Origin of the sequence: Tamlana flava (assembly GCF_041287255.1) — a bacterium.
GTDB lineage: Bacteria > Bacteroidota > Bacteroidia > Flavobacteriales > Flavobacteriaceae > Tamlana > Tamlana flava.
In genome coordinates this window covers 175,295-201,746 of the sequence record NZ_JBGGTX010000002.1, presented here as the reverse complement: position 1 = coordinate 201,746, position 26,452 = coordinate 175,295, and the positions used below count along the sequence as shown (strand labels likewise).

General features: G+C 36.5%; 19 protein-coding genes and 1 pseudogene. 11 read left to right on the top strand and 9 right to left on the bottom strand.

The genetic code is table 11. The features are described from left to right. Positions 1–12 precede the first annotated feature (12 nt). A complete protein-coding gene (locus ACB104_RS05460; RefSeq protein WP_370477273.1) occupies positions 13–3,144 on the bottom strand; it encodes a UvrD-helicase domain-containing protein in 3,132 nt (1,043 codons plus the stop codon). Between the two features lie 124 nt (positions 3,145–3,268). Between ACB104_RS05460 and ACB104_RS05455 the strand changes: the two genes are divergently transcribed. Beyond that, positions 3,269–3,877, top strand: coding sequence for a superoxide dismutase (locus ACB104_RS05455; protein ID WP_370477272.1), 609 nt, complete (start codon positions 3,269–3,271; stop codon positions 3,875–3,877). Positions 3,878–4,374: 497 nt separating this feature from the next. Here the strand turns inward: ACB104_RS05455 and ACB104_RS05450 are convergent, their stop codons facing one another. The 6 genes from ACB104_RS05450 to purN all read right to left on the bottom strand — a co-directional run bounded on the left by ACB104_RS05450 (position 4,375) and on the right by purN (position 10,062). Then, positions 4,375–6,273, bottom strand: coding sequence for an amidophosphoribosyltransferase (locus tag ACB104_RS05450; protein ID WP_370477271.1), 1,899 nt, complete (start codon positions 6,271–6,273; stop codon positions 4,375–4,377). Between the two features lie 102 nt (positions 6,274–6,375). Further along, positions 6,376–7,302: a PfkB family carbohydrate kinase gene (locus ACB104_RS05445; RefSeq protein ID WP_370477270.1), complete on the bottom strand. Its 927-nt coding sequence runs from the start codon at positions 7,300–7,302 to the stop codon at positions 6,376–6,378. 152 nt (positions 7,303–7,454) lie between these two features. Next, positions 7,455–8,018: a threonine/serine exporter family protein gene (locus ACB104_RS05440; RefSeq protein WP_370477269.1), complete on the bottom strand. Its 564-nt coding sequence runs from the start codon at positions 8,016–8,018 to the stop codon at positions 7,455–7,457. Positions 8,019–8,020: 2 nt separating this feature from the next. Continuing rightward, positions 8,021–8,785, bottom strand: coding sequence for a threonine/serine exporter family protein (locus tag ACB104_RS05435; protein ID WP_370477268.1), 765 nt, complete (start codon positions 8,783–8,785; stop codon positions 8,021–8,023). 76 nt (positions 8,786–8,861) lie between these two features. After that, positions 8,862–9,503, bottom strand: a complete 642-nt coding sequence (locus ACB104_RS05430; RefSeq protein WP_370477267.1) for a ribonuclease H1 domain-containing protein — start codon at positions 9,501–9,503, stop codon at positions 8,862–8,864. Next, positions 9,496–10,062, bottom strand: coding sequence for a phosphoribosylglycinamide formyltransferase (purN, locus tag ACB104_RS05425; protein ID WP_370477266.1), 567 nt, complete (start codon positions 10,060–10,062; stop codon positions 9,496–9,498). The genes ACB104_RS05430 and purN overlap by 8 nt, the downstream gene beginning before the upstream one ends. A 275-nt stretch (positions 10,063–10,337) precedes the next feature. Between purN and ACB104_RS05420 the strand changes: the two genes are divergently transcribed. The 7 genes from ACB104_RS05420 to ACB104_RS05390 all read left to right on the top strand — a co-directional run bounded on the left by ACB104_RS05420 (position 10,338) and on the right by ACB104_RS05390 (position 19,606). Then, positions 10,338–10,571 carry an acyl carrier protein gene (locus ACB104_RS05420; protein ID WP_370477265.1) on the top strand — a complete coding sequence of 78 codons (234 nt, stop codon included), beginning with the start codon at positions 10,338–10,340 and terminating at the stop codon, positions 10,569–10,571. 13 nt (positions 10,572–10,584) lie between these two features. Further along, the gene (gene fabF, locus ACB104_RS05415; protein ID WP_370477264.1) at positions 10,585–11,835 is read left to right on the top strand and encodes a beta-ketoacyl-ACP synthase II; all 1,251 of its coding nucleotides are present in this window, start codon (positions 10,585–10,587) and stop codon (positions 11,833–11,835) included. A gap of 7 nt (positions 11,836–11,842) precedes the next feature. Next, entirely contained in the window at positions 11,843–12,583 is a 741-nt protein-coding gene (rnc, locus tag ACB104_RS05410) for a ribonuclease III (protein WP_370477263.1), read from the top strand. 150 nt (positions 12,584–12,733) lie between these two features. After that, complete coding sequence (locus tag ACB104_RS05405) at positions 12,734–13,219, top strand: IPExxxVDY family protein (RefSeq protein WP_370477262.1); 486 nt, start codon at positions 12,734–12,736, stop codon at positions 13,217–13,219. Further along, the gene (gene pyk, locus ACB104_RS05400; RefSeq protein WP_370477261.1) at positions 13,219–14,667 is read left to right on the top strand and encodes a pyruvate kinase; all 1,449 of its coding nucleotides are present in this window, start codon (positions 13,219–13,221) and stop codon (positions 14,665–14,667) included. The genes ACB104_RS05405 and pyk overlap by 1 nt, the downstream gene beginning before the upstream one ends. A gap of 213 nt (positions 14,668–14,880) precedes the next feature. After that, complete coding sequence (gene mfd, locus ACB104_RS05395; RefSeq protein ID WP_370477260.1) at positions 14,881–18,234, top strand: transcription-repair coupling factor; 3,354 nt, start codon at positions 14,881–14,883, stop codon at positions 18,232–18,234. Between the two features lie 34 nt (positions 18,235–18,268). Continuing rightward, positions 18,269–19,606, top strand: a complete 1,338-nt coding sequence (locus ACB104_RS05390; protein WP_370477259.1) for a TlpA family protein disulfide reductase — start codon at positions 18,269–18,271, stop codon at positions 19,604–19,606. Between the two features lie 25 nt (positions 19,607–19,631). Here the strand turns inward: ACB104_RS05390 and ACB104_RS05385 are convergent, their stop codons facing one another. After that, the gene (locus ACB104_RS05385) at positions 19,632–19,991 is read right to left on the bottom strand and encodes a YraN family protein (RefSeq protein ID WP_370477258.1); all 360 of its coding nucleotides are present in this window, start codon (positions 19,989–19,991) and stop codon (positions 19,632–19,634) included. Between the two features lie 147 nt (positions 19,992–20,138). On the opposite strand from ACB104_RS05385, the gene ACB104_RS05380 reads away from it, so the two are divergent. The 3 genes and pseudogenes from ACB104_RS05380 (at position 20,139) to feoB (ending at position 24,018) form a co-directional block, all read left to right on the top strand. Next, positions 20,139–20,792, top strand: coding sequence for a metal-dependent transcriptional regulator (locus tag ACB104_RS05380; RefSeq protein WP_370477257.1), 654 nt, complete (start codon positions 20,139–20,141; stop codon positions 20,790–20,792). A gap of 1 nt (position 20,793) precedes the next feature. Continuing rightward, positions 20,794–21,816, top strand: a complete 1,023-nt coding sequence (locus tag ACB104_RS05375) for a metal-dependent transcriptional regulator (RefSeq protein ID WP_370477256.1) — start codon at positions 20,794–20,796, stop codon at positions 21,814–21,816. A gap of 3 nt (positions 21,817–21,819) precedes the next feature. Beyond that, positions 21,820–24,018: pseudogene (gene feoB / locus ACB104_RS05370) on the top strand (ferrous iron transport protein B). Here feoB and ACB104_RS05365 read toward each other — a convergent pair. Next, positions 24,015–26,261, bottom strand: a complete 2,247-nt coding sequence (locus ACB104_RS05365; protein ID WP_370477255.1) for a TonB-dependent receptor — start codon at positions 26,259–26,261, stop codon at positions 24,015–24,017. The pseudogene feoB and the gene ACB104_RS05365 sit on opposite strands and share 4 nt — an antisense overlap. Between the last annotated feature and the right edge of the window lie 191 nt (positions 26,262–26,452).

Sequence of the window (26,452 nt, the reverse complement as noted above, 5' to 3'; positions counted from 1 at the left end):
TTTTTTGCAAATTTAAGCATCTTTTATCTTTATATCCTCATTTATGTACACAAGAATTTTCTTTTTGACATTAAAACTCATTTCCTCCAAAATATCTTGATAAAGTTGCAATTGCTGAGCGTGTTTTTTGTCTTCAATCCCGGTTTTATAGTCAATTATAACAGCTTCATTATTGGGATTTATAGCAACCTTGTCCGGTCTCAAAATAGTGCCATCTTTAGAAATGATGTCGCGCTCGTTATAGCTGGTATAGGTTGAATTAAAATAGTCTTGAAGCTTAGGGTGTTCAATAATTTGCACTACAATTTGTTTTAATTGTGAGGCTTGATTACTATCTATAATGGATTTGTCAAGAAAATCTCGTATAACAAAATCAACATCATTCAAGGTTTTAATTTTAGCCATAATATCGTGCACAAGATTCCCCTTTTCAATTGCTTGTTCCTGCTCAGTATTCCACAAATAGCTGGACTTGGTAACAACTTTAATATTATGCTGTTCTTTGGCTGTTGAAATGAATTCTTGCTGAAAAAGAGTTTTCTTTTTTGGTTTTGTTTCTACTGAAGTTTTTTTAAAATTTCCGAAGCTATATGTAAATTCCGAATCTTTCCAAACGCCCAAATGCTGTAAATAACTAATCAATAAACCTGAATATTTTTTTATGTTTAGTTCGCCTTTTGAGTTAATCTCTTTTGATGAGATGACGAACAACTGTTCCACGGCACGGGTTAAAACCACATATAGTAGGTTAATGTTGTCCAATTCCAACTCAGATTGGTGCTTATTAAAAATGTTCAAACCTTCTTCACCAAAATGCTCAAAGTCTTTAGTGTAGTTTAAAAGCGCATACGAAAAACCATTGTAGTGTTCTTCGTTTATTTTAAACCATTCTTTGGGCTCCAATTCCCGATAAATATCCAAATCGGCATATGGGAAAATAACCACAGGGAATTCCAGACCTTTAGATTTATGGATAGTCATAATCTGAACTGCATTTTGCCCTGATGGGGAAACCACGCTTAAACTATCTTTCTTTTTTTCAAAATAATCTAAAAAACTAGCAATGTCTGAGCCCTTTTTCTGCGAAAAATCAAGAACGACATCCAAATAAAATTGAACGTAGGCATTCGAGTTTTCAACTAAATTGAAGCTTCTCACAACGTTTTCCGCCAAATCGTATAGAGGAAGTTGCAACAGCACATCAAGGTTAAAGTAAACGCCGAAGACTTCAAGTCTTTTAAACAATTCTGAAACCGATAAATTGATGTGATTAGTGAAAAAACCGTGCTTATCCTTAATACCAAAAAGTTCGGCCGAATAATTTAAGACCTTAATTTTTATTTCGTTGTTTTTGGGTTGGATTAAAAGGCTTAAAAAATCATTGACAAAAGCCACTTCCGTTGCATTGCTCAAAAGCAAAGTTTCGGAGGAAATAACCGAAATATTATTTTGCGTTAAATAATTGGCAACAGCCACGCCTTCTTTTTTCTTCCGTACCAAAACGCAAATATCTTCAAGCTTGTAACCGTTTTCTAAACATTTTTTTATGGTTTGCAGGATGTATTCTGGAAAAACTTCATCCCTTGCATCATCTTTTGCTATGTCTAAAAAAGATAATTCTACATAACCTTCCTGGTTTTTGGTGTTTTCTTGGTTTGCACTTTGGTACAACTGTTTGTAACTGTTATTTGTAAAAACCTGATTCGCCAAAAACTCAAAAAAACCATTGTTGAAGTTCACAATTTCATTAAAACTTCTGTAATTGGCTGGAAGGTTTTCTACTTGTTTTTCAACATGAAAAGGGTTGTTGTTGTCAAAAAGCCCAATAAATTGTTCGGCCTTGCCACCCCGCCATCTATAAATAGCTTGTTTTGCGTCGCCCACCAACATGGCGCTTCCGTTTTCTGATGAAAGAGCATTGTTAAGTAACGGAATTAAATTTTTCCATTGAAGCACCGATGTGTCCTGAAACTCATCAATAAAGTAATGTTTAAATTTTTCGCCGATGCGTTCGTAAATAAAAGGTGTTGGCTGCTCTCTTATTTCATTACTTATAATTGAATTGAACTCTGAAATAAGCATTTTGTTTTGTTCGGTTTTCAAAGTATTCAGCTCATTGTTAATCGCATTTAAAACCGATAGCGGCGTAATGTTTCTGTAGAAATTTTTTAAGAATTTTAAATGAAAAACAGCTTGTTTGGTTAGAGTAAATGATTGAGCAATTTGAGGTTGTATTTGTTCTATAATCGATGCAATATGGTCACTAACCCGTTTTGGATACAAAGTTTTAGATTCAATATCTTCTTGCCATTTGGCGTCAAAATTTAAATCAAAAAAACCATCCGCTAATTTTTGAAAATGCTTAGGAAGATAACTACCTGAAAAGTCGTCAAATTGCAAACTAGCCTGACCAATCAGCGTTAAGACAATTTGCGCGTTTTCAATAATGCTTTTTTCAACTGCTGCAATTTCTTTTTTCAATTGGATTTTAAGCACCTTAAAATCCTCTAGTGTTTTGTCTTTTAGTTTTTCTATAAACGGAATGTCATTTTCACTTACCAGCAACTTGGCAATTTTATTGAAATCGTATGAAACATCCCAGCTTTTGTCATCATCGGCTTTTTCAATGGCAAAGTCCACCAAAACATTTGTTAGGGTTTCGTTGGTACCTGCTTTGGCAATTAGGCTATCTACGGCTTCGTTCAAAAGTGCATCTTGGTCTAATTCAACTTGAAAATTTAGGGGCAATTTTAAATCGTAAGCAAAAGTCCTAATGAGTTTGTGGGTAAAACCATCAATAGTTGAAATGTCAAACGCCGCATAATTGTGCAAGATGGTATTCAGCAGAAGTTTAGATTTTTCATGAAGCGTTTTTGGTTCCATCTGCAAATCCTTGCAAATGGTTGTAAACATGCTGTTGTTTAAATCAAAAATCGAGGTGTCGGAAAATATTTTTAAAGTGTCAATTATCCGTTCCTTCATCTCGCCAACGGCCTTATTTGTAAAGGTAATGGCCAAAATGCGCTTAAATTCATCGGGGCGATTGGATTGGAATAAAATCTTTAAATATTCCTTTACAAGAGTATAGGTTTTACCGCTTCCCGCAGAGGCATTATATATTGAAAATGGAAGATTTTTAGGCATTAAGTTTTATTTGTTACAAGATAAAAACTATCAATGGTTTCATAACAATTTATTATTTTTTATTGAGCCGTTTTATGCGTAAATTTGAAGGAAATTAAATATTAATACATTAAAACAAAAAATTATGGCTTTCGAATTACCGAAATTAGGATACAATTATGATGCTTTAGAGCCGCACATTGATGCACGAACTATGGAAATACACCATACCAAACACCACCAAGGGTATACCAATAACTTAAATGCTGCTATTGAAGGTACTGCTTTGGCGGGTAAATCTATAGAAGACATTCTTGAGAATTTAGATATGAATAATGCTGCTGTTAGAAATAATGGTGGAGGTTTTTACAACCACTCTTTGTTTTGGACGGTGATGAATCCAGAAGACAGAGGCTACCTTTCAGGTGAGCTTAAAGATGCCATTGAGGCTGCTTACGGTTCAAAAGATGCTTTTATTGAAGCGTTTAGTAAAGCTGCTGCAACCAGATTTGGTTCTGGTTGGGCATGGCTGTGTGTTCATAAAGGAGGAAAAGTAGAAATTTGTTCTACTGCAAACCAAGACAACCCAATAATGCCAGGAATTGGCTGTGGCGGATTTCCAATTTTAGGATTAGATGTTTGGGAACATGCTTATTATTTAAACTACCAAAATCGTCGTCCAGATTATATTAAGGCATTTTTTAATGTGATTAACTGGAATGAAATTGAAAGACGTTATGCTGCAGCGAAGTAATTAGCATATACTTCTAAATATTGAATGGCCCTGAAATGAAAATTTCGGGGCTTTTTTATGCTCAAAGGTTAAAGAAAAATACCACGAAAAGTAGTTAAATGAAAAAGGTGAACGAGAGTTCACCTTTTTGCCCCAAATCTACCATAAACTTAACCTACTTATGTTATGGTGGTTCAAAGATATAAAGGTAAAGGAGTTTGTTAAAATATTTTAGTTAAACCGCATAAATATTGGCTTAAACGGAATTGCCGTATTATTCACGAAATAATTTTTGGGAAGAAAAATAAAAATCAAGAAAGAAATGTGCATAAAAAAAGGCGAACAGATGTTCACCTTTTTTTGCCCCAAATCTACCATGAACTTAACCTACTTATGTTATGGTAGAGACGAATTTATGTGTATTTTAGATAAACTGAATATTTTTTAGATGAAACGCATATTTATAAGTTGAAATGCGTATTTTACGTTTATCCGTAATTTAATTATTAATTTCGTAATTAATAGGCACGTTCTTTATTGCCTTCGTAAAAGTTAATGAAGGCACGGTTAACAACCCTGTTTCCTCCAACGGTTGGATAATTGCCTGTAAAATACCAATCGCCTAAGTGTTTTGGGCAAGCTTTATGCAAGTTTTCTACAGACTGGAAAATGATTTTAACTTCCGCATTTATAGATTTATCACTCAACAGTTCCGCTATCTTATCTGAGATTTGCTCGTCTGTGAATGGGTCGTATATTTCCTTCACAAAGTTTTGCACATATTTGTCTTCCAAATCTGTTTGTGTCACACACTTCTCATAAACATCTTTAACAATATCATACTTGCCTACATCTTTTAATAACGCCAATGTAGCCCTGAATGCTACCAAATCTTCTAGGCGCGCCATGTCAATTCCGTAGCAATCTGGATATCGGATTTGAGGCGCGGAAGAAACGACAACAATCTTTTTAGGATTCAAGCGATCCAACATTTTTAAGATACTTTTTTTCAAGGTGGTGCCCCTAACAATACTGTCGTCAATAATTACCAAGTTGTCGTTCGGTTTAATAACACCATAAGTAATATCATAAACGTGTGCTACTAAATCGTCGCGGCTACTATCTTCTGTAATGAACGTTCTTAATTTTACATCTTTAATGGCAATTTTTTCAACCCGTATTCTTTCTGATAAAATTTCGGTTACTTTATCTGCGGAAATATTGCGTTTCCCATTTAAAATAGTGGCGGTTTTATTCTTATTTAAAGCTGACTCGGCTGTTTCAATCATGCCAAAAAACGAAGTCTCAGCCGTATTGGGTATATATGAGAATACGGTGTTTTTCGTATCATTATCAATAGCTTCAAGCACCTTAGGCATAAGCAGTTTTCCGAGCATTTTCCGCTCTTGGTAAATTTCCGCATCACTTCCCCTTGAAAAATATATCCGTTCAAAAGAACACGCTTTTCTTTCCAAAGGTTCTAAAATTTGTTTTAGATAAACCGAGCCGTTTTTCTTTACAATAATGGCTTCGCCAGGCTGCAATTCCACAACATCTTCAAACTTTACATTAAAAACAGTTTGTATTACAGGGCGTTCTGATGCCACAACAACCACTTCGTCGTCTTGGTAGTAGTATGCCGGACGGATACCTGCAGGGTCTCTTAGTACAAACGAATCGCCATGCCCAATTAATCCTGCCATGGCGTAACCGCCATCCCAATTTTTTGCAGCTCGCTTCAAAACTTTGCCAACTTTTAATCGTTCGGCTATTAATGGTGATGCTTCTCTTTTATTGTAGCCTTCCTTTTTTAAATCTTTATAAATTTTGCTAACAGCATCATCCAAAAAATGACCAATTTTTTCCATGATGGTAATGGTATCTGTATATTCTTTTGGATGCTGACCAAGTTCAATAAGGTTAGAAAAAAGCTCTTTAACATTGGTCATGTTAAAGTTACCGGCCATAATCAGGTTTCTGTGCATCCAGTTGTTTTGCCTTAAAAAAGGATGTACACTTTCTACGCTGTTCTTTCCAAAAGTCCCGTAACGCACATGCCCCAGTAACACCTCACCTATATAGGGAATATTTCGTTTTTGTGCAGCAACATCTTCTTTGTATTCTGGGTGATCTTCAAACTCTTTGTTAACCCGTGCATTTATTTGCGCAAAAATATCTTGAATGGGCTGTTGGGCAACAGAACGGACACGGCTTATATAACGCTCGCCTGGTTTGGTGTTGAGTTTGATACTGGCAAAACCGGCACCATCTTGACCGCGATTGTGCTGTTTTTCCATCATGAGGTACATTTTGTTTACACCATAAAATGCACTGCCGTACTTTTCTTTGTAATATTCCAAAGGTTTTAAAAGTCTAATTACGGCAATTCCACATTCGTGTTTTATAGCATCACTCATAGAATAAATGTTTTTGCTTTGCTTTTAAATTTTAATGCCAAAAAGAACACATTTTGGCGCTTTATTTTAAATTAAAACGCACCCATTTTTGGGCGCGTTGGTTTATCCTAGTTCAATTTCAAATTGCGTTAATTGCTTAAATTGCAATAATCGTTTATGCACTTCATCATGCGATAAATTTTGCATGCGTTCAGTGCCAAATTTTTCAACACAAAACGAAGCTAAAGTTGAGCCATATATTACGGCATTTTTCATATTTTCGAAGGAAACATCATCTGTTTTTGCGATGTATCCGGCAAATCCTCCAGCAAATGTATCGCCCGCTCCTGTGGGGTCAAATACTTCCTCTAGCGGTAAGGCAGGTGCGTAAAACACATGGTCATTGTGAAACAACAAAGCCCCGTGTTCGCCTTTTTTAATTACCACATATTGTGGTCCCATTTCATGAATTTTTCTGGCCGCAACAACCAATGAATATTCGCCTGTTAATTGTCTGGCTTCTTCATCATTTATGGTAACAACGTTAACCCGTTTAATGATGTTCAATAAATCTTCTAAAGCGCAATCCATCCAAAAATTCATGGTATCCAAAACAACCATTTTTGGTTTTTTGGTCATTTGGTCCAAAACGCTGGATTGTACAAGTGGATGCAGATTTCCTAACATCACCACAGCCGCATCTTTGTAATCATCAGGAACAACAGGCTTAAAATCAGCTAGGGTATTTAATTCTGTTGTTAAGGTATCACGAGAGTTCATGTCGTTATGATAACGTCCGCTCCAAAAAAAAGTTTTGCCTTTCTTTACAACTTCTATGCCCGAAACATCAATTTTGTTATGTGATAATAGGTCTAAATATTTTTGAGGAAAATCGCCACCAACTACAGAAACAGCAGCGGCATCAACATTAAAATGAGAGGCAGCAAGACCGATGTATGTGGCTGCTCCGCCAAGAATTTTATCGGTTTTTCCGAAAGGTGTTTCAATGGCATCAAAAGCAACAGTACCAACAATAACTAATTTACCCATGAAAGGTTGTGTAATTTTTGTGCAAATATAGTTCTTTTAAAGACTAATGCCATATTATTTTCAGTCAATAAACTCTTAAAATTTTGGCGATTAGTAGTAAAATGTGACCATTTAAAAAATGAAGTGTCTTAAAGATAAATGCTATTATCAATTCAACAAATTGGGGGATGTGATTTTATGCCATCCTCCTTTTTTTTGGTGTAAGATTCAGCATTTTTGTCTTCTTTTTTTAGCATCGGAACTTTTATTTGTTTGGCTGATTCTCTTCGAGTTAACAGCATGGGGGCAGAGACTCCAAGCGTTATGGCCATTAAAACAAACAGGGTCATGAATCCGTTGGTTGTGGTATCGTTTAGCAATGCAACAAAATTATCTGGGTTGCTGTTGTACGAAAGCCGAATAATACCCCTCATGGTAAAATAGGCAAAGGAGCCTGGCACCATAGGAATTACTGAAGGAATAGCAAAAACAAAAGGAGGAGAGTGCTTGCTATGGGCTGCATAGATGCTGAGAAAACCAATTAAAATAGAGGCCACAAGGGTTGCTGTTATCACACCAATATTTAAACTCAAAAAAAATAATTTAACAAGGCCCCCCAACGCACTCATGAAATAAATGGGCAAAAGTGTTCTTCGAGGAACGTTAAACAAAATGGCAAAACCGATAGCCGCAAAGCCAAACCAAATCCAATTTTCAAGAAAAACATAGATGTCCATAATTAAAAGGTTTTAAAAATTAACATGGCCAAAAGTAAACCTGCAGCAATTGCAAAAGAAGTTACCGTACCATTTACGCCTCTAATCATTCCATTTAATGAATAGCCATCTAGAATATCGGTAATAGAATTAATTAATGGAATACCTGGAATTAAATACAATATGGATGTTACAAGTATGATGCTTTGCTGGTTACTTGACATAAAAAACAAAATACCGCCAGAAATCAAAGAGGTGAAAAATGAAGCCAGAAGCACACCAATGTAAGGGTTTGTTTTTTTCTTGGCCATTTCTTGTTTTAAGAACAATCCTGAAAAAGAGGAAATAAAAACGATGCCCATATCTAAAAACCCCCCACCACTTAATCTGCAAAATGAGCTACATGCAAATGCCACAACAATCAATACAATAAATCTTGGATAGTGCGGCAGAGATTTTAATCGATTTATTTCTTCCCAAATGGACTGGATTGGCAGTTTGTTTTCAACTAAATTCCAACTCAACCTGCTAATACCACTAACTATTCTGAAGTTAGGTACTAAGGTGTTAGTTTGTTTAAGTTGTGTAAACGCAGTGTTACCTTCTACATCTTTTAAGGTTAAAATTATTGTACGGTGCGTTATTAAAAAATCGGTTTTGTAATTGTAGCAGTCGGCTATTCTGTTTATTGTTACTCTTATACGATGCGTATTTGCGCCAGAACTCATGAGCAATACGCCAATCTCTAAAAGCAAGTTGCCTAATTTTGAAGGTCTGTTTTCGAGCATTTTACCTAATACATTTTAGTGATTAAAAATGTTACTTTGTTAGGTAAAGGTAATATATCGTGGGAGAAATTAAGTATTATTTTCGACCAAAATCGGCAGGGATTTCACCCCAAGCTTTGGTTTCCCATTTTACAATTACAGTATTATAGCTATTGTTTTTTAACCAGTCGATTGCGCGATCTACCAACTCGAACAAGGCTTTGTTTTTATCATTTCGTTCAAGCTTGGTGTTACAATTTTTTTTCTTTACCCAACTAATGGCTGTTTTAGAATCGGTGTAAATAATGCGGTTGCTATTGTTTTTTTTAAGTAGAGCCAGGCCATGAACAATGGCGAGGAACTCCCCTATATTGTTTGTGCCTTCTTCAAAAGGGCCTTGTATGAAAAGTTGGTTTTTGGTTTTGGTATCCACGCCTCGGTATTCCATTTCCCCTGGGTTTCCGCTCGAAGCGGCATCAACAGCAATGGAGTTGTAATTGGGTTGCCCAATTCTTTTGAGTTGATTCTCCGAAAGTTCACTTATAAACTTTGATGTCTTGCCAATATAGTCTTTGTGATTTCCTTTAAGCGCAGTTTTTGCTGCTTCAAATGTTGAAAACGATTTATAAATGGCGCCTTCAAAATTGGTTATTTGGGCTTTGCAGTCATCCCATTTTTCAAATACCCCAGTTTTATGGCCTTTCCAAACGGCATAATATTTCTTTTTCTTTTTACTCATTTAGCAACTTTTCAACTACCTTCGGAAAATGCTCCATTTCCAGTTTATGAATTTTGGCCGCTACATCTTCCGCAGAGTCTGTTGGCAACACTTCGCATTTAGCTTGAAATATTATGGCGCCCTCATCATAATGCTCATTTACATAATGTATGGTAATGCCCGTTTCTGTTTCCTTATTTTCAACCACAGCTTGGTGCACGTTCATGCCATACATGCCTTTACCTCCAAATTTTGGTAAAATCGCAGGGTGCACGTTTATAACCTTATTTGGAAATTCATTCAAAATAAACTCTGGAAATTTCCATAAAAACCCCGCCAAGATTATTAAATCGGGCTCAGAAGCCTTTAAGATATTAAGCACGTCATTGGTTTTTGATAGAGCTATTCTATTGAAAGACAAAGCACTAACATTTAATCTTTTTGCCCTTTCTAAAACTTTGGCATGAGGATTGTTGGTAAGTACTTGAATAACAGACACATTACCGCTGTTGTGAAAAAACTTAATTAAATTTTCAGCATTAGTGCCACTTCCGGATGCAAAAATTACAATACGTTTCATCTGTTTGTTTTTATTAAAGGATTAATGTCAGATGCAATTCGCAAATTGAAATTTACAACAATGTTTGTCAAAATTCGTAAGCTCATTTCATGAACAGACTATAGTGTTAATTTTATTCAAACAAAAAAAAGAATAATTATTAACAATTAGAAGGTATTATATAAATACTTACAGGTAATTTTAGTAAATTACATGCACATTTTTAAAGTAAAGGTGTGTTTTAAAATAAAGTTTTTTATTTTTGCCAACTAATTAAAACCTTAAATTAAAAGATTATGTCAGACATTGCATCAAGAGTAAAAGCGATTATCGTAGACAAATTAGGAGTTGATGAAAACGAAGTTGTTAATGAAGCTAGCTTCACAAACGATTTAGGAGCAGACTCTTTAGATACTGTAGAATTAATCATGGAATTCGAGAAAGAATTCGATATCCAAATTCCAGATGACCAAGCAGAAAACATTGCAACAGTTGGTCAAGCTATTTCGTACATAGAAGGAGCAAAATAAGCAAAAATACTTTATGGAATTAAAGCGAGTTGTAGTCACAGGATTGGGGGCTTTAACACCTATTGGCAATACCAAAGATGAATATTGGGAAGGCTTGGTAAGTGGTAAAAGTGGTGCTGCGCCTATAACATATTATGACACCGAAAAGTTTAAAACAAAATTCGCCTGCGAATTGAAAAACTTTGACGTTACCGAATTTATTGATAGAAAGGAGTCCAGAAAAATGGACAAGTTTGCGCAATATGCTATGGTTGCTGCAGATGAAGCCATTGCGGACGCCAAACTAAATTTAGATGAGGTTAACAAACTGCGTGTTGGTGTTATATGGGGAGCCGGTATTGGAGGATTAGAAACGTTTCAAAATGAGGTAATGAATTTTGCCGAAGGAGACGGTACCCCAAGATTTAACCCCTTCTTTATTCCAAAAATGATTGCTGATATTGCACCAGGTAACATTTCCATAAAATACGGTTTTATGGGTCCAAATTATACCACGGTTTCGGCTTGTGCATCTTCGGCCAATGCGATGTTTGATGCCTTAAATTCTATACGTTTAGGACATACAGATGTAGTTGTAACAGGCGGAAGTGAAGCGGCAGTTACCATTGCTGGTATGGGTGGTTTTAACGCCATGCATGCTTTATCTACAAGAAATGAAAGTCCAGAAACAGCCTCTCGCCCGTTTGACGCAACAAGAGATGGTTTTGTTCTTGGAGAGGGTGCGGGAGCACTAGTACTTGAAGAATATGAACATGCTAAAGCAAGGGGAGCAAAAATATATGCTGAGTTTATTGGGGGCGGATTATCTTCCGATGCTTACCATATGACGGCACCGCATCCAGATGGAATTGGTGTAATAGCGGTAATGAAAAACTGCTTGGAGAATGCAGGCTTAAAGCCTGAAGATGTAGACCATATAAATACGCATGGAACATCAACACCTCTAGGTGATGTAGCAGAACTAAAAGCAATTTCTGAAGTATTTGGAAGTCACGCGAAAAATATAAATATCAATTCAACAAAATCAATGACTGGCCACCTATTGGGTGCAGCCGGAGCTATAGAGGCGATTTCGGTTATATTGGCTATGGAAAAAGGCATTGTGCCCCCAACCATTAACCATGCTACGGTAGATGAAAACATTGATCCAGAATTAAATTTAACCTTAAACAAGGCTCAAAAGCGCGACGTAAAAGTAGCAATGAGCAATACATTTGGATTTGGCGGACATAACGCTTGTGTATTGTTCAAGAAAATAGATTGAATCCCGAATGAAAAACATTCGTAACATATTAAATTCCCGTTTTAAACGCAACGGGAATTTTTTTATGGAGTTAACTAAAATTTTGGGGTTCAAGCCGAAGCAAGTTAAGTTTTATAGAAAGGCATTCACACACCGTTCCATGAACATTAAGGATGATTATGGAAACCCTTTTAATTACGAACGCTTGGAGTTTTTGGGAGATGCCATGCTAAGTTCTGTCATAGCGTCGCATTTATATCTTGAAGTGCCAAGTGGAGATGAAGGTTATTTAACAAAAATGCGCTCGAAAGTTGTAAGTAGAGAGCATTTAAATGAATTGGGAAAGGAGCTTAAGCTCATTGATTTAGTAAAAAGTAAAATTCCCGCTGGACAATTTGGCGATAACATTCATGGCAATCTATTTGAAGCTTTAGTGGGGGCAATTTTCTTAGATCGGGGCTATAAGTACTGCGAAAAGTTTATTTTTAAGCGTGTTATCATACCTTATGTGGATATTGAAAAGCTTGAAGGTAAGGTGATTAGCTACAAAAGTTTACTTATTGAATGGTGCCAAAAAGAAAAGAAAACGTTTGGCTATAACGTCTATGAAGATACAGGAAATGATGATGTTCGTCACTTTTCAGTTAAACTGTCCATAGACAACAAAGTTGTTGCAAAAGCAAGGGCAACTTCCAAAAAAAAGGCTGAGGAAAAAGCTTCAAAACGCGCCTTTTTTGCGTTCCAAAGTAAAATGTCAAAAATGATCTAGAGCTTTTGCCGAGGCTAAGCTTTGTGTAAATAGTATAAATAATGCTTTTTTAACTATAACGTTTTAGTTATATTTCGTAGCAAGATTGACACAAACGTAATAAGATACAATTTTAATAATATTATATTTACGAAATTTTTGAAATAGGTTATGGCTGTTCATAAACTTGTGCTTGATGATGCTTTTGATGACGCCGTTTTCACGTTAATGGCAATTCATTGCCGACTTGAAGATTATCGGTTGGCCTATCTTTTGAATAAACATTTAGGAACAAAATTGGCAAGGAGGAAATCAGACATAGATGTTAACAGTGGAAAAACAGCATATTCAATTTTTGAATGGGAAGATGAGAAACAGATGATAATATGGAGTTTAGTTTCTAACATATGTAGAACCGAAGAACTTCAAAAATCCAATTACGGATTATTGTTCAACAATCAAGAAAAAATCACAAAAATATATTATCTATTACCAGAATATAAAACAGTAAATTACTTTTTAAAAATAGATAGCGAATTCAGTTTCACTAAAGAGAAGTATATTTTAGACAGTATTTTAAGCATACCACAAATTGCCACAACCTATAGTATTGATTCTAATCAATTGAAATCTAAAGACAATTTAATATTTAACTAATGCCAGCAGTAATTAGAAAAAAGACCAAAATAGTTGCAACACTTGGCCCTGCCACAAGCACCAGAGAAGTTTTAAAAGGTATGCTTGAAGAAGGCGTGAATGTATTTAGAATAAACTTTTCCCATGCCGATTACAATGATGTAAAGGAACGTATTGACATGATACGGTCACTAAATGATGAATTTGGTTTTACGGCTGCTATTTTAGCCGATTTACAGGGGCCAAAACTTCGTGTGGGTGTAATGAAGGAAGAAGTGGTTGTAGCATCAGGCGACGAAATAATATTTGCCACAGGCGAGCGCTTTGAAGGCACCAAGGAGCGTGTTTATATGACTTATGATAGGTTTCCACAGGACGCAAAACCAGGTGAGCGGATTCTTTTGGATGATGGAAAATTAATTTTTGAAGTTGTATCAACAGATAAAAAATCGGAAGTAAAAGCAAAAGTTATTCAAGGTGGTCCGTTAAAATCAAAAAAAGGAGTAAACCTGCCCAATACAAATATTTCGCAGCCAGCATTAACGGAAAAGGATATTGAAGATGCCATTTTTGCCATAAGCCAAGATGTAGATTGGATTGCGTTGTCTTTTGTCCGACATGCAGAGGATTTAATGCAACTGCGAGATTTAATTAAAACACACAGTGATTACAAAATACCAATCGTAGCCAAAATTGAAAAACCGGAAGCTGTTGAAAATATTGATAAAATTGTAGCACATTGTGATGGTTTAATGGTTGCTCGTGGTGACCTTGGGGTTGAGGTGCCAGCTCAAGAAGTACCACTTATCCAAAAGCAATTGGTGCTTCGCGCCAAAAAAGCAAGGATTCCGGTGATTATTGCCACCCAAATGATGGAAACCATGATTACCAGTTTAACACCTACAAGAGCTGAGGTGAACGACGTAGCAAACTCTGTTATGGACGGTGCAGATGCTGTGATGCTCTCAGGTGAAACATCCGTGGGTAAATATCCTGTTCAGGTTATCAGGCAAATGTCTGACATCTTAAAAAGCGTCGAAAATTCGGACTTAATCAAGGTGCCTCAATTGCCTCCGCACATCCGTACCAATCGTTATATAACCAAGTCTATTTGTTATCATGCTGCAAATATGGCCAATGAAATTAATGCCAAAGCCATTTCAACATTAACCAATAGTGGTTATACGGCATTTCAAATTTCAGCTTGGAGGCCTTCTTGTCATATTTTGGTGTTTACGTCCAATAAGCGAATTTTAACTCGATTGAGTTTACTATGGGGTGTTCGTACATTCTATTACGATAAATTTGTCAGTACAGATGAAACTATAGAAGATGTAAATGCCATTGCATGTAAAATGGGTTATCTTGATGTTGGCGATATGTTAATTAGCTTAGCGGCCATGCCAATTCAAGATAAAGGAATGGTGAACACGCTTCGTGTGTCAGAAATAGAAACCTGTAATTTTTAGAAAATTATTTTGGGCGTTACCACCCCCTTTGCGTGGTCGGGCTTTCCATTATATCTTTAAAGCAAAACGCACTGCCATTTGGCAGTGCGTTTTGCTTTAAAGGATGCTATTTCTATCCCTAAGCCAAAGTTGGAATGAACCAAAACATTTAAATTGTAGATTAATAAAGAAAACAATCCGAAACATTATATTTGCAACTCAAAACAGAATTAGGTGAGTCATTCTGCCTTCTCGCAAACCTATGCACAGTTTTTGCAAACGCAAAAACTGCAAACTTCTATTGCCCAACCTCAAAGCAAAACGTTTTTAAAAGGCTTAGTTGGTTCGTCATTATCGTTTGTAGTGTCAAGTGTTTTTAAAGAAACGGAAAAGCCATTTTTATTGATTTTTAATGATAAAGAAGAGGCCGCACATTATTTAAATGATTTAGAACAACTTTGTAATGATAAAGATGTACTGTTTTACCCCGGAAGCTACCGCAGGCCTTACGATATTGAGGAAACAGACAATGCTAATGTACTCCTTCGGGCCGAAGTTTTAAACCGTATCAATTCGCAAAAAAAACCTGCCATTATTGTTACTTACCCTGATGCCCTTTTTGAGCAGGTGGTAACTAGAAAAGAGCTAGAACGGAGCACCCTGAAGGTAGCATTGGGAGATAAACTGTCCATTGACTTTGTAAATGAAGTGCTTTTTGAATATCAGTTTAAGCGTGTTGATTTTGTTACCGAGCCTGGAGAGTTTTCCGTACGTGGTGGTATTGTAGACGTATTTTCATTTTCGCATGATGAACCCTACCGTATTGAATTTTTTGGCGAGGAGGTGGATAGTATCAGAACTTTTGATGTAGAAACACAGCTGTCTATTGAGCAGACCAAGAAAATCAACATCATTCCCAACGTAGCAAATAAATTGTTGCAAGAAAGCCGTCAGAGTTTTTTAAAATACGTTGCTCAAAAAACGGTGGTTTGGTTAAAAAATGCTGATTTGTTTTTCTATAGGATAGATGATTTTTATACAAAGGCAGAAGAAGCTTTCAAAAAGCTTTCAATAGATATTAAACATGCTACTCCTAGTGAATTATTTTGTAATTCAACCCTGCTAAAAAGACAATTACTGGAATTTTCAATAGTTGAGTTTGGCACGACAACAGTTATGTCAAGTACAAGTGAGTCAGCACATAAAATTGAATTTAGCACCACACCGCAACCCGCATTTAACAAACAATTCAATCTTTTAATAGAAGATTTAAATAAAAACCACAAAAGCGGTTACACCAATTATATTGCATGTGTAAGTGAACAACAGGCTAAGCGTTTTCATGATATTTTTGACGATTCGCATTTGGACGTTAGTCCGTATAACACCGTTTTATTGTCTTTGCATCAAGGGTTTATTGACCATGATGGCAAAATAGTATGCTATACTGACCATCAAATTTTTGAACGCTATCATAAATTCCACTTAAAAAATGGATATGCCAAAAAGCAAGCCATTACCTTAAAGGAACTTACAAATTTAAGTATGGGCGATTACGTAACCCATATTGATCATGGCATTGGGCGTTTTGGTGGGCTTCAAAAAATAGATGTTGAGGGCAAGAAACAAGAGGCCATTAAATTGATTTATGGTGAGCGCGATGTTTTATATTTAAGTATCCATTCGCTTCATAAAATCACAAAATTTAATGGTAAAGATGGCAAGCCGCCAAAAATCTACAAACTTGGCAGCAAAGCATGGAAAACCTTAAAGGAAAAAACAAAGTCGCGCGTAAAGCATGTAGCCTTTAATCTCATAAAACTTTATGCAAAGCGTAAAACTGAAAAGGGTTATCGATATAATCCAGACAGTTATATGCAACACGAGTTGGAGGCATCCTTTATTTATGAAGATACGCCAGACCAAAGCACGGCTACTGCTGACATTAAAATCGATATGGAAAGCGAACGCCCGATGGATAGACTGGTTTGTGGCGATGTTGGTTTTGGTAAGACCGAGGTGGCAATTCGCGCGGCATTTAAGGCCGTAGACAACGGGAAGCAGGTTGCTGTGCTCGTACCAACAACCATTTTGGCGTATCAGCATTCAAGAACGTTTAGGCAACGTTTAAAGGATTTCCCGGTAACGGTAGATTATCTAAACCGATTTAGAACGGCCAAAGAAAAACGCGAAACTTTGGACGCTTTAGAAAAAGGCCAAGTGGATATCATCATAGGTACGCATCAGCTGGTAAATAAAAATGTAAAGTTTAGAGATTTAGGGCTGCTCATTGTTGATGAAGAGCAAAAGTTCGGCGTGGCTGTGAAAGAAAAACTTAAAACTTTAAAAGATAATGTTGATGTTTTAACCTTAACCGCAACCCCAATCCCCAGAACACTTCAGTTCAGTTTAATGGCGGCGCGCGATTTATCAGTTATCACAACGCCACCGCCAAACAGATACCCCATTGAAAGCCATGTTATCCGCTTTAATGAAGAAGCCATCCGTGATGCCATCCGCTATGAAATTGAACGTGGTGGCCAAATTTTCTTTATCCATAACCGCATTGAAAATATTAAGGAAGTGGCAGGCATGATCCAGCGGTTGGTGCCCGATGCTAAAATTGGTATTGGGCATGGGCAAATGGATGGTAAAAAACTAGAACAACTCATGCTGTCTTTTATGGATGGCGGTTTTGATGTGCTTGTAAGCACCACTATTGTAGAAAGTGGATTGGATGTGCCAAACGCCAACACTATTTTCATCAACAATGCCAATAATTTTGGACTCAGCGATTTGCACCAAATGCGCGGACGAGTTGGACGAAGCAACAAAAAAGCTTTCTGCTATTTTATAACTCCCGAATATTCTGCAATGACCGAAGATGCGCGAAAACGCATTACAGCACTAGAACAATTTACAGAATTGGGCAGTGGTTTTAACATCGCGATGAAAGATTTGGAAATTCGTGGAGCTGGCGATTTATTGGGCGGTGAGCAAAGTGGGTTTATCAATGAAATAGGGTTTGATACTTATCAGAAAATATTGAACGAAGCCATAGAGGAGTTAAAAGAAAACGAATTCAAAGACCTTTATAACGAGCCTGAGGAAAATAAGATTTATGTAAAAGATGTTACTATAGATTCCGATTTTGAGTTGCTTTTCCCAGATAGTTATATCAATAACATTACAGAACGCCTAAATCTCTATACCCAACTTAACGACCTTAAAACGGAAACGGAATTGTTTACCTTTGAGAAGGAATTAATTGACCGATTTGGGGAATTGCCAAAACAAGTGACCGATTTGTTAGACAGTGTCCAAATAAAGTGGTTGGCCACAAAAATTGGATTTGAAAAGGTTGTGATGAAAAAAGGAAAACTCCTCGGTTATTTTATTAACGACCAACAAAGTAGTTTTTATCAAAGCAACAATTTTACCAAGGTACTGCAGTTTGTTCAAGCACATCCAAATGCTTGTAAAATGAAGGAAAAGCAAACTCGGAACGGTTTACGCTTAATGTTGACTTTTGATAATATTAAAACTGTAAAGCAGGCTTTGGGTGCTTTACAAACTATTGTGGCTTAATTATTGTTTCAACAAACAAAACGACTTTAAAATATTGAAACACATACTTTTTTTAACGTTTTTATTACCCAGCATCCTTTTAGGGCAACACACCATTAAAGGTGTATTTTCTCCTCCCGGGGATTATGATGTAGCACTTTTGTATAAAGCAACCCCAACGGTTTCAAAGTATATTTCCAATGCCGAAATAAAGGAGGACGGTAGTTTTGCGTTCAAACTGGACTCAACTGCAACCAATGGTATTTATCGCTTGGTTTACGCCATTCCCCAAGAGGATTATAATTTTGATATTATTTATAACGGAAAAGAGGATATCGAGGTCAATTTCAATTCTGAAACAGGAGTTAATTTTGTAAAATCGGTTGAAAATAAACTAGTGGCTTCCTACACCAACAGCATGTCAAAAGTCACGCAAAGTATAGCTAATTATTTCAGTCAGAAAAGTAAAGATACGATGGCTCTCAAGGCTATTTTTAAAACCCAGAGAGAAGCCCAATTAAATTTTGAAAAGGCTGCTAAAGGAACCATAGCTTTAGAATTTATTAAAGCCAATAAGCCCTTTATTCCCAATAAAGCATTAAATGTTGAAACCTACATTAAGCAATTGGAATATCATTATTTCGACCATGTGGATTTCACGAATAAAACACTTCAGAGTTCCAGCTTTTTGCAAGAACGAATGCTTAATTATGTTTTTGGAACAACCGATCAAACAAAAAATGATGCCGAAAATTATCGAACTAACATTGATGTTGTATGGGATAAAATGAAGGTTGCGCCACCAAAAGTAAAGCGTATACTATTGGTTGATCTTTGGCAACAAATGGCGGATTTGGGCCATGATTCGGTGGCAAACTATATTTCAGATAATTATTTAATGGACATTGCCATTGAATTAAACGACCAAGATCTTGTACATACGTTAATATTGTATAAAGACACCTCAATAGGAAGTGAAGCACCAGATTTTGACGTAAAGGTGAAAGAAAACGGCAATTTAGTAGCCAAAAAAATGAGCGATTTAAAACTGGCCAAAAACTATATTCTGGTTTTTTGGAGCAGTACCTGCTCGCATTGCATGGCTGAAATTCCGGAATTGTTTGAGTTTGTAAAGGCGCTAGAGCCTGGGCAAGTGAAAGTTATCGCCATTGGTTTGGAAGATAAAGCAGACCGCTCTAAATGGGAAAAGACCATATTAAAATTACCCAATTTTATTCATGTTTATGGCGAAGGCAAATGGGACAATGAAATTGGCGATAGCTATGGCGTAACTGCAACACCAACTTATTTTATTTTAAATAAGAAAAAGGAAATAGTTGATAAGCCTATAAACCTTGAAGCTTTAAAGGACTTTTTTGAAAGCGTGGATTAACCTAACAGTCCTGCCTTTATGGGAATTAATAATGATAAAAAGCATTTTCTAAATGCTCGATGATAAATTGCTTATCCTCTTTTACAATAGCAATAATATCAAACCGTACTTCAACATCCAATCCGTTAACGGTAACGTATTCATCTACAGCTTTTACCAACCGTTGAATTTGCTTGGTTTTTACAAAATCTTGTGGGTTTCCAAAATCAGCCCTAGAGCGTGTTTTTACTTCAATAACCGCTAAAATATCGCCTTTTTGGGCAATAATGTCCACTTCAGCTTTATCAAAACGGTAATTGCGTTCAGTAATATCATAACCGTTTTTTAACAAAAAATCCGCGGCCAATTGTTCGCCTTTTTTACCAAGTTGGTTGTGTTGCGCCATATGGCTAATGTAAGGTTTATTTTGTGATTCAATTCTTGAATTGGAAGTTATTAAAGAGCGTTTTTCATGAAATCGTTTTTAGACAAGACTAAAAATATATTTACCTTAAAGTAAATTCTTTGTATCTTTGTCTAATAAAACTCTTGTATGGTAACACGTTCAGAAGAAAATTATTTAAAAACGATCTACCATTTAGGTAAGCAAGGCACCATTGCGGTGAGCACAAATGCCATTGCTGAAAAAATGGAAACCAAGGCTTCATCAGTTACTGATATGGTTAAAAAATTGGCCGAAAAAAACTTGGCCAACTATATAAAGTACCAAGGGGTTACTTTAACAAATGAAGGTCGTTTAGCTGCAGCTTTGGTTATCAGAAAACACCGTCTTTGGGAACTGTTTTTAGTTGAAAAACTCAACTTTTCTTGGGATGAGGTTCATGAGGTAGCCGAACAGTTAGAACATATTAAGTCGTTAAAATTGGTCAACGAATTGGACGCATTTTTAGGTTATCCTACACACGACCCACATGGCGATCCTATACCTGATAAAGATGGAAACTATTCGCCAATAAATAGCGTCAATATTCTGGATTTAGATACCGGAAAAGAGGGTATTTTAGCATTTGTAAAAGATTCGTCCGATGTTTTTCTGAAGTATTTAAACAAGAACAATTTGGCTTTGGGAGATACGATTAAGGTTCTAGACTTTGAACCTTTTGATAATTCATTGACCATAGAAACGAAAACGCAAAAGATGATCATTTCAAACGAAGTGGCCCAAAATTTATATATAAGTCTGTAACATGGATAGCTATAATCCCATAACCGCTTTAATTATATTCTTTATTGGTGCATTGTTGTTATACATACTTTTTCGGCCAGTAAAAGGATGGTTTTGGATTCTCAAGAAAAATTTTAAGAGCAACAAAAAAATCATTATAGAAGATATTTTAAAGCAAATCTATCATTTTGAAAATTCAGGAAACAAGATAGATATGAAAACCTTGGTTCAGGTTTTGGATTTCAACAACCAAAGTATTGTTGAAGCCATTAAACAAATGACGGTGAATGATTTGATTTACTCAGAATCTGATGTCTTAAAACTTACCGAAGCTGGTCGTAATTATGCTTTGCGAATAGTGAGGGTGCACCGACTTTGGGAACGCTATTTAGCTGATAAAACAGGTTTTCATAAAACGGAATGGCACGACAGGGCCGAATCTATGGAGCACCGTTTAAGCCATGATGAAGCTGAAGAATTGGCTTTGCATCTGGGAAATCCAAAGTTCGACCCGCATGGTGACCCCATCCCGACAAAAACTGGTAAAATAGCACAGATAAAGGGTGTTGAGTTGCCATTGCTGCCAGTTGGCTCAGTGGGAAGGATTACCCATATTGAAGACGAACCTGAAATTATTTATAAACAGATTTTGGCGGAAAGAATCCATATTGGGTCTTTTTTGAAGGTAGTTGAAAATAATGCTACCCGAATTGTGTTTCAGTCGGAAGGCGAAGAGTTTGTTTTGGCACCTATTGTGGCTGCAAATTTAACCGTGGCACCACTTGAAAAAGAAGTTGTTGTAGAAGAAAATATAGCCAGACTGTCGAGCTTGAATGAAGACGAAACCGCTAAAATTATTGGAATATCAAGGGAAAGTAGAGGTGAAAGTAGAAGACGTCTGTTAGACTTAGGATTTGTAAAGGGTTCTGATGTTAGCATCGATTTAATAAATCCATTGGGAGAGCCGCACGCCTATTTAATTAAAGGAACATCCATTGCATTGCGCAAAGACCAAGCGGCAAAAATTTTAATTAAAAAACATTAAGCTATGGAAAATAAAGTTAAGAGTGCTTGCGAAACATGCGAACATTTTAATGCTGATGGCTTAAAGAAATTGGGCATCCATACTACTAATTTTGATTTTGTTGTGGCGTTGGCCGGTAACCCAAATACAGGAAAAAGTACTGTTTTTAATTCTTTAACGGGTTTGCGCCAACATACTGGAAACTGGCCTGGAAAAACGGTTACAAGGGCCGAAGGAGGTTTTGAGTATAATACCAAAAAATATAAATTGGTTGATTTACCAGGTACTTACTCGTTGCTTTCAACATCGGAAGACGAAGCAGCAGCTAGGGATTTCATCCTTTTCGGAAAACCAGATGTAACGGTAATTGTTGCTGATGCCAACCGTTTGGAGCGTAACCTAAATTTAGTTCTTCAGATTTTAGAAATCACCAATAAAGTGGTTTTGTGTTTAAACTTAATGGACGAAGCAAAACGCAATAACATATCTATAGATGTTCGAACCTTGTCACGCGATTTGGGCATTCCCGTTGTACCAACAAGTGCCAGATTTAATCAAGGCATTCCAGAGTTAATACAAACAATTAGTGAAGTGGCAAGTGGCGATATTGTTTGCAAGCCACATCGTATAAAAAATGTTCCCGAAAACATTGAGAAGGCAGTTAAAACTTTATCCGCTGAAATAGAAAAGGAGTTTCCCGATATTCCTAATAGCCGTTGGATTGCTTTCAGATTATTGGAAGGCGACAAGCAAATTATTAATGCATTGAGGACGGGTGAACTAGTATAATATTTGAAACAAATGAAGGAGAATAATATTGATAATATCATTGAACTTTCCAACGAATTGCGCTGGCAAATTGGCGATGAGTTTCATGATAATTTAACCGAGAGTATTTACGCCGATGCAGCTGATATCGTTAAAGATACAGTTACGACAAATGATTCGGAAAAACGCTTCCGCTTGGATGCAAAAATCGATAAAATAGTAACCAGCAAAATCTTTGGATTTCCTATCATGTTTTTAATACTAGGGGTGGTACTTTGGTTGACCATTGTTGGTGCAAACTACCCGTCCTCTATGTTGGCCAATTTATTGCTCGACACCATTCACCCAGCATTAAAAAGTGGGGCAGCCAGTGTCGGGATGCCCTGGTGGCTTGACGGGTTTCTAATAGATGGCGTTTATCTGGCAGTGGCTTGGGTTATTGCGGTCATGCTACCACCAATGGCCATATTTTTTCCTATGTTTACCTTGCTTGAAGATTTTGGTTATTTACCTCGTGTGGCGTTTAATCTCGATTCTTTGTTCAAAAAATCAGGTGCGCATGGTAAACAAGCGTTAACTATGAGTATGGGTTTTGGTTGTAATGCGGCTGGTGTTGTGGCAACCAGAATTATTGATAGCCCGAGAGAGCGTTTAATAGCCATCATTACCAATAATTTTTCATTGTGTAATGGACGCTGGCCGACACAAATACTTATAGCAACCATCTTTATTGGCGCAATAGTGCCTAAATCATTTTCAAGTTTAGTATCCTTATTGGCGGTAATAGGTATTGCGGTTTTGGGTATGGCGTTTATGTTTGGTGTGTCGTGGGCATTATCAAAAACGGTTTTAAAAGGTGAAGTGTCCACCTTTAATTTGGAATTGCCACCGTACAGACCACCTCGATTTTGGAAAACACTTTACACTTCATTGATTGACAGAACCTTAATCGTTTTATGGCGGGCTATAGTGTTTGCTGCACCTGCGGGAGCAGTTATTTGGTTGATTTCAAATATTCATTTAGGTGATGAAAGTATTGCCGCATGGGCCATACATGGAATGGACGGTTTTGGATTTCTTTTAGGGTTGAACGGAGTGATTTTATTGGCTTACATAGTGGCCATACCAGCCAACGAAATTGTAATCCCAACGGTTTTAATGCTCACCGTTTTGGTTACAGGCATTGGTGGCGGTGAAGGTGCTGGTGTTATGTTTGAGCTGGATTCTATGAATGCCACAGGGGATATTTTGCGGGCAGGAGGATGGACGCTTCTAACGGCCATTAACTTGATGCTTTTTAGTTTGCTCCATAACCCATGTAGTACAACCATTTATACCATTTATAAAGAAACCAAAAGTGCAAAATGGACTGTGGTAGCGTCAATAATGCCAGTTATTTTAGGGTTTATCGTAACCTTTTTAGTGGCTCAAATTTGGAGGCTACTTGCAGCTTAATTAACCGTATATCTCAAACCAAGAAATAGGCGTCTGCCTTGGTTTGGGGCATAAACATAAGATGGATCAAAAGTCAGTGCATAAGGGTTTTCATCGGTTGCAATAACGTTTCCTTGGTTATCTAATGCAACATTTTTATCAAAAGGGTCTTCTGAGCGCGCAATAATGAAGGGATTTCCTTTATTCGGTGTCCAGTTTAGCAAGTTTTTTACACCGCCATAAAGTTCAAAGTTTTTAATTCCGTTATAGGTAAATTGAATATTTTGAATGCTCCATGTTGGCGCATAGTTGCTTCGGGGGTCTAAATCACCCAATGTTGGTAATCGCATGGGGCCGTAAATATTTCCTGTATAATCAATTGATAACTTTGAGGGGTAATTTTTATATGAGACTGACCAAACCCCAGTAAAGCGTTCAGTTAATATTTGTCTGGTTTTAACTCCGTTTTCTTTTTGAGATACATCCTGAAAAGTTGCACCTAAAGAAGCTTTAAGGTTTGGATCAAAAATGGCGTCGATATTAAAGCTTAAGCCTTTGGATGTAGATGTTCCTTTCAAATTGTCATAAATAATTTGGTTCGGGTTGGTATCATAATCTGGAATGATGGCATTTGTAAAATGGGTATACCATAATGAGGCATCAAATGTATAATGATGACCTGATTTTGAAAGCACCTTCTTTAAATAGTTTAATGTAATGTTATAAGACTGTTCTGGTTTAAGCTCATTCTGAATTATTACATCTCTAGCACCTGTTAATGCAGCATGTTCCTCGGTAAAAAGGTTTACAACTCTAAATCCTGTTCCTGCATTTAGCCTAATAATATCATTTTTTGATGGTTTGAATCTATAGGCTATTCGCGGCGTGAAAATTGAGGCATGTCTTTTATCATAATCGTAACGTGCACCTAAAAGCAAGTGTTGTTTTTCGTCAATCCTAATTTCATCTTGTGCAAAAATTGATGGGATGGCAACCTCGTCGGCATTTTCTGTGGCAGGAGTATTATCGTCATAAAAATTGTATCGGCCGGCTAAGCCAAAAAGTAAATCGTGGGCACGCAATTGCTTGTCCCAAATGAACTGCCCAAAAGCAATTTGCTGTTTTGCCAGATAAGGCATATCTCCATAAACCGAGTTTTGGTCATGATTAGAATATGAAAATTGAAAATTCACCTTTTCAGATATGGGTAATTCATAATTGCCAATAAGTTCATAACGAGAGGTGTATATACTTTCACCATAAACTTCATTGCCACCCCTATAATTTTTGTTCCATTGCATTTCTCCACCCCATCTATCTTCATAAAAGTACCGCCCCGCCAATGAGAAAATTTTGCTATTTTTTCTTATAAAACTCCACTTTTGGAAAATTGAAATGCGGTCTTGTAGAGTTACGTCGGTAAAGTTGTCATTGTTGTTGTCAATTGGATTTGAATAATTAAAGTAGTTGACTCCAACTAAAACATTTGCTTTATTACTAATATTGCTTTTAAAGCCTAAATCCAAATTTCCCTCACCCCAACCGCTCACAAATCCGTCGGCAAAAAAAGTAGGCGCTTTAAAAAATTGTTTGGTGGTAATATTTATTAAGCCACCAACAGCTTCACTGCCATAAAGTGATGAAGCAGGGCCTTTAACTACCTCAACTTGTTCGATTAAAGAATTAGGTATGCCCGATAATCCGTAAACTGTAGAGAGCCCGCTTACAATAGGCATGCCGTCAATTAAAACCAAAGTATAGGGTCCTTCAAGCCCATTTATATGGATGTCTCCCGTATTGCAAACATTACAATTAAGTTGGGGCCTTACACCGTTTACATTTTGAAGAGCCTCAAAAATGTTGGGTGTTGGATTCTTCTTGAAAAAGGTTGGTGAATAGACCTCTACAGGAACTGGGCTTTCAAGGCGTGAGACCGACTTTAAGGTGCCTGTAATGATGACTTCGTTTAATAATTCAGAATCCTCTAAATCAAAATTGACGACTAAGGTCTTTTCATTATTTATTGTAATCTGTTTTTTTACTTTTTTATAGCCTGTAAATGAGGCTACAATTGTATGGTTTCCATAAGGCACATCAGTTATTGTGTACCCTCCCATTTCGTTTGATGATGTTCCTTTTGAAGTGTTTTCCAAATAGACATTTACGTAAGGCAACGATTCATTTGAAGATGTAACCATGCCAGTAATTTTTTGAGCATTAATGGATAATGAAAACAGGGCGAGAACAAAAACTAAATGCTTCATCAATTTATATTTTTGCAAATATAAATATAAATTTAGACAAGACTAAAAATTATTTAAGGTATATTTAAATTTAAAAAGTGTTGTTTAAGAAAACATATGGGGTTGTGATGGATTTAATCGTTTAATACCATTAAAAAAGGCGTTCATGTCTTTACTTGAAATAAGTGTTACAAAGCATATTTTTAATTTGG

Bases quoted from the DNA above. Each gene is read 5' to 3' on its own strand.
- ACB104_RS05450 (WP_370477271.1), bottom strand. From the start codon at position 6,273: ATGAGTGATGCTATAAAACACGAATGTGGAATTGCCGTAATTAGACTT.
- ACB104_RS05375 (WP_370477256.1), top strand. From the start codon at position 20,794: ATGGATAGCTATAATCCCATAACCGCTTTAATTATATTCTTTATTGGT.
- ACB104_RS05365 (WP_370477255.1), bottom strand. From the start codon at position 26,261: ATGAAGCATTTAGTTTTTGTTCTCGCCCTGTTTTCATTATCCATTAAT.
- ACB104_RS05430 (WP_370477267.1), bottom strand. From the start codon at position 9,503: ATGAGTAAAAAGAAAAAGAAATATTATGCCGTTTGGAAAGGCCATAAA.
- ACB104_RS05385 (WP_370477258.1), bottom strand. From the start codon at position 19,991: ATGGCGCAACACAACCAACTTGGTAAAAAAGGCGAACAATTGGCCGCG.
- ACB104_RS05420 (WP_370477265.1), top strand. From the start codon at position 10,338: ATGTCAGACATTGCATCAAGAGTAAAAGCGATTATCGTAGACAAATTA.
- fabF (WP_370477264.1), top strand. From the start codon at position 10,585: ATGGAATTAAAGCGAGTTGTAGTCACAGGATTGGGGGCTTTAACACCT.
- ACB104_RS05440 (WP_370477269.1), bottom strand. From the start codon at position 8,018: ATGGACATCTATGTTTTTCTTGAAAATTGGATTTGGTTTGGCTTTGCG.
- ACB104_RS05455 (WP_370477272.1), top strand. From the start codon at position 3,269: ATGGCTTTCGAATTACCGAAATTAGGATACAATTATGATGCTTTAGAG.
- purN (WP_370477266.1), bottom strand. From the start codon at position 10,062: ATGAAACGTATTGTAATTTTTGCATCCGGAAGTGGCACTAATGCTGAA.
- ACB104_RS05380 (WP_370477257.1), top strand. From the start codon at position 20,139: ATGGTAACACGTTCAGAAGAAAATTATTTAAAAACGATCTACCATTTA.
- rnc (WP_370477263.1), top strand. From the start codon at position 11,843: ATGAAAAACATTCGTAACATATTAAATTCCCGTTTTAAACGCAACGGG.
- pyk (WP_370477261.1), top strand. From the start codon at position 13,219: ATGCCAGCAGTAATTAGAAAAAAGACCAAAATAGTTGCAACACTTGGC.
- ACB104_RS05445 (WP_370477270.1), bottom strand. From the start codon at position 7,302: ATGGGTAAATTAGTTATTGTTGGTACTGTTGCTTTTGATGCCATTGAA.
- ACB104_RS05405 (WP_370477262.1), top strand. From the start codon at position 12,734: ATGGCTGTTCATAAACTTGTGCTTGATGATGCTTTTGATGACGCCGTT.
- ACB104_RS05460 (WP_370477273.1), bottom strand. From the start codon at position 3,144: ATGCCTAAAAATCTTCCATTTTCAATATATAATGCCTCTGCGGGAAGC.
- ACB104_RS05435 (WP_370477268.1), bottom strand. From the start codon at position 8,785: ATGCTCGAAAACAGACCTTCAAAATTAGGCAACTTGCTTTTAGAGATT.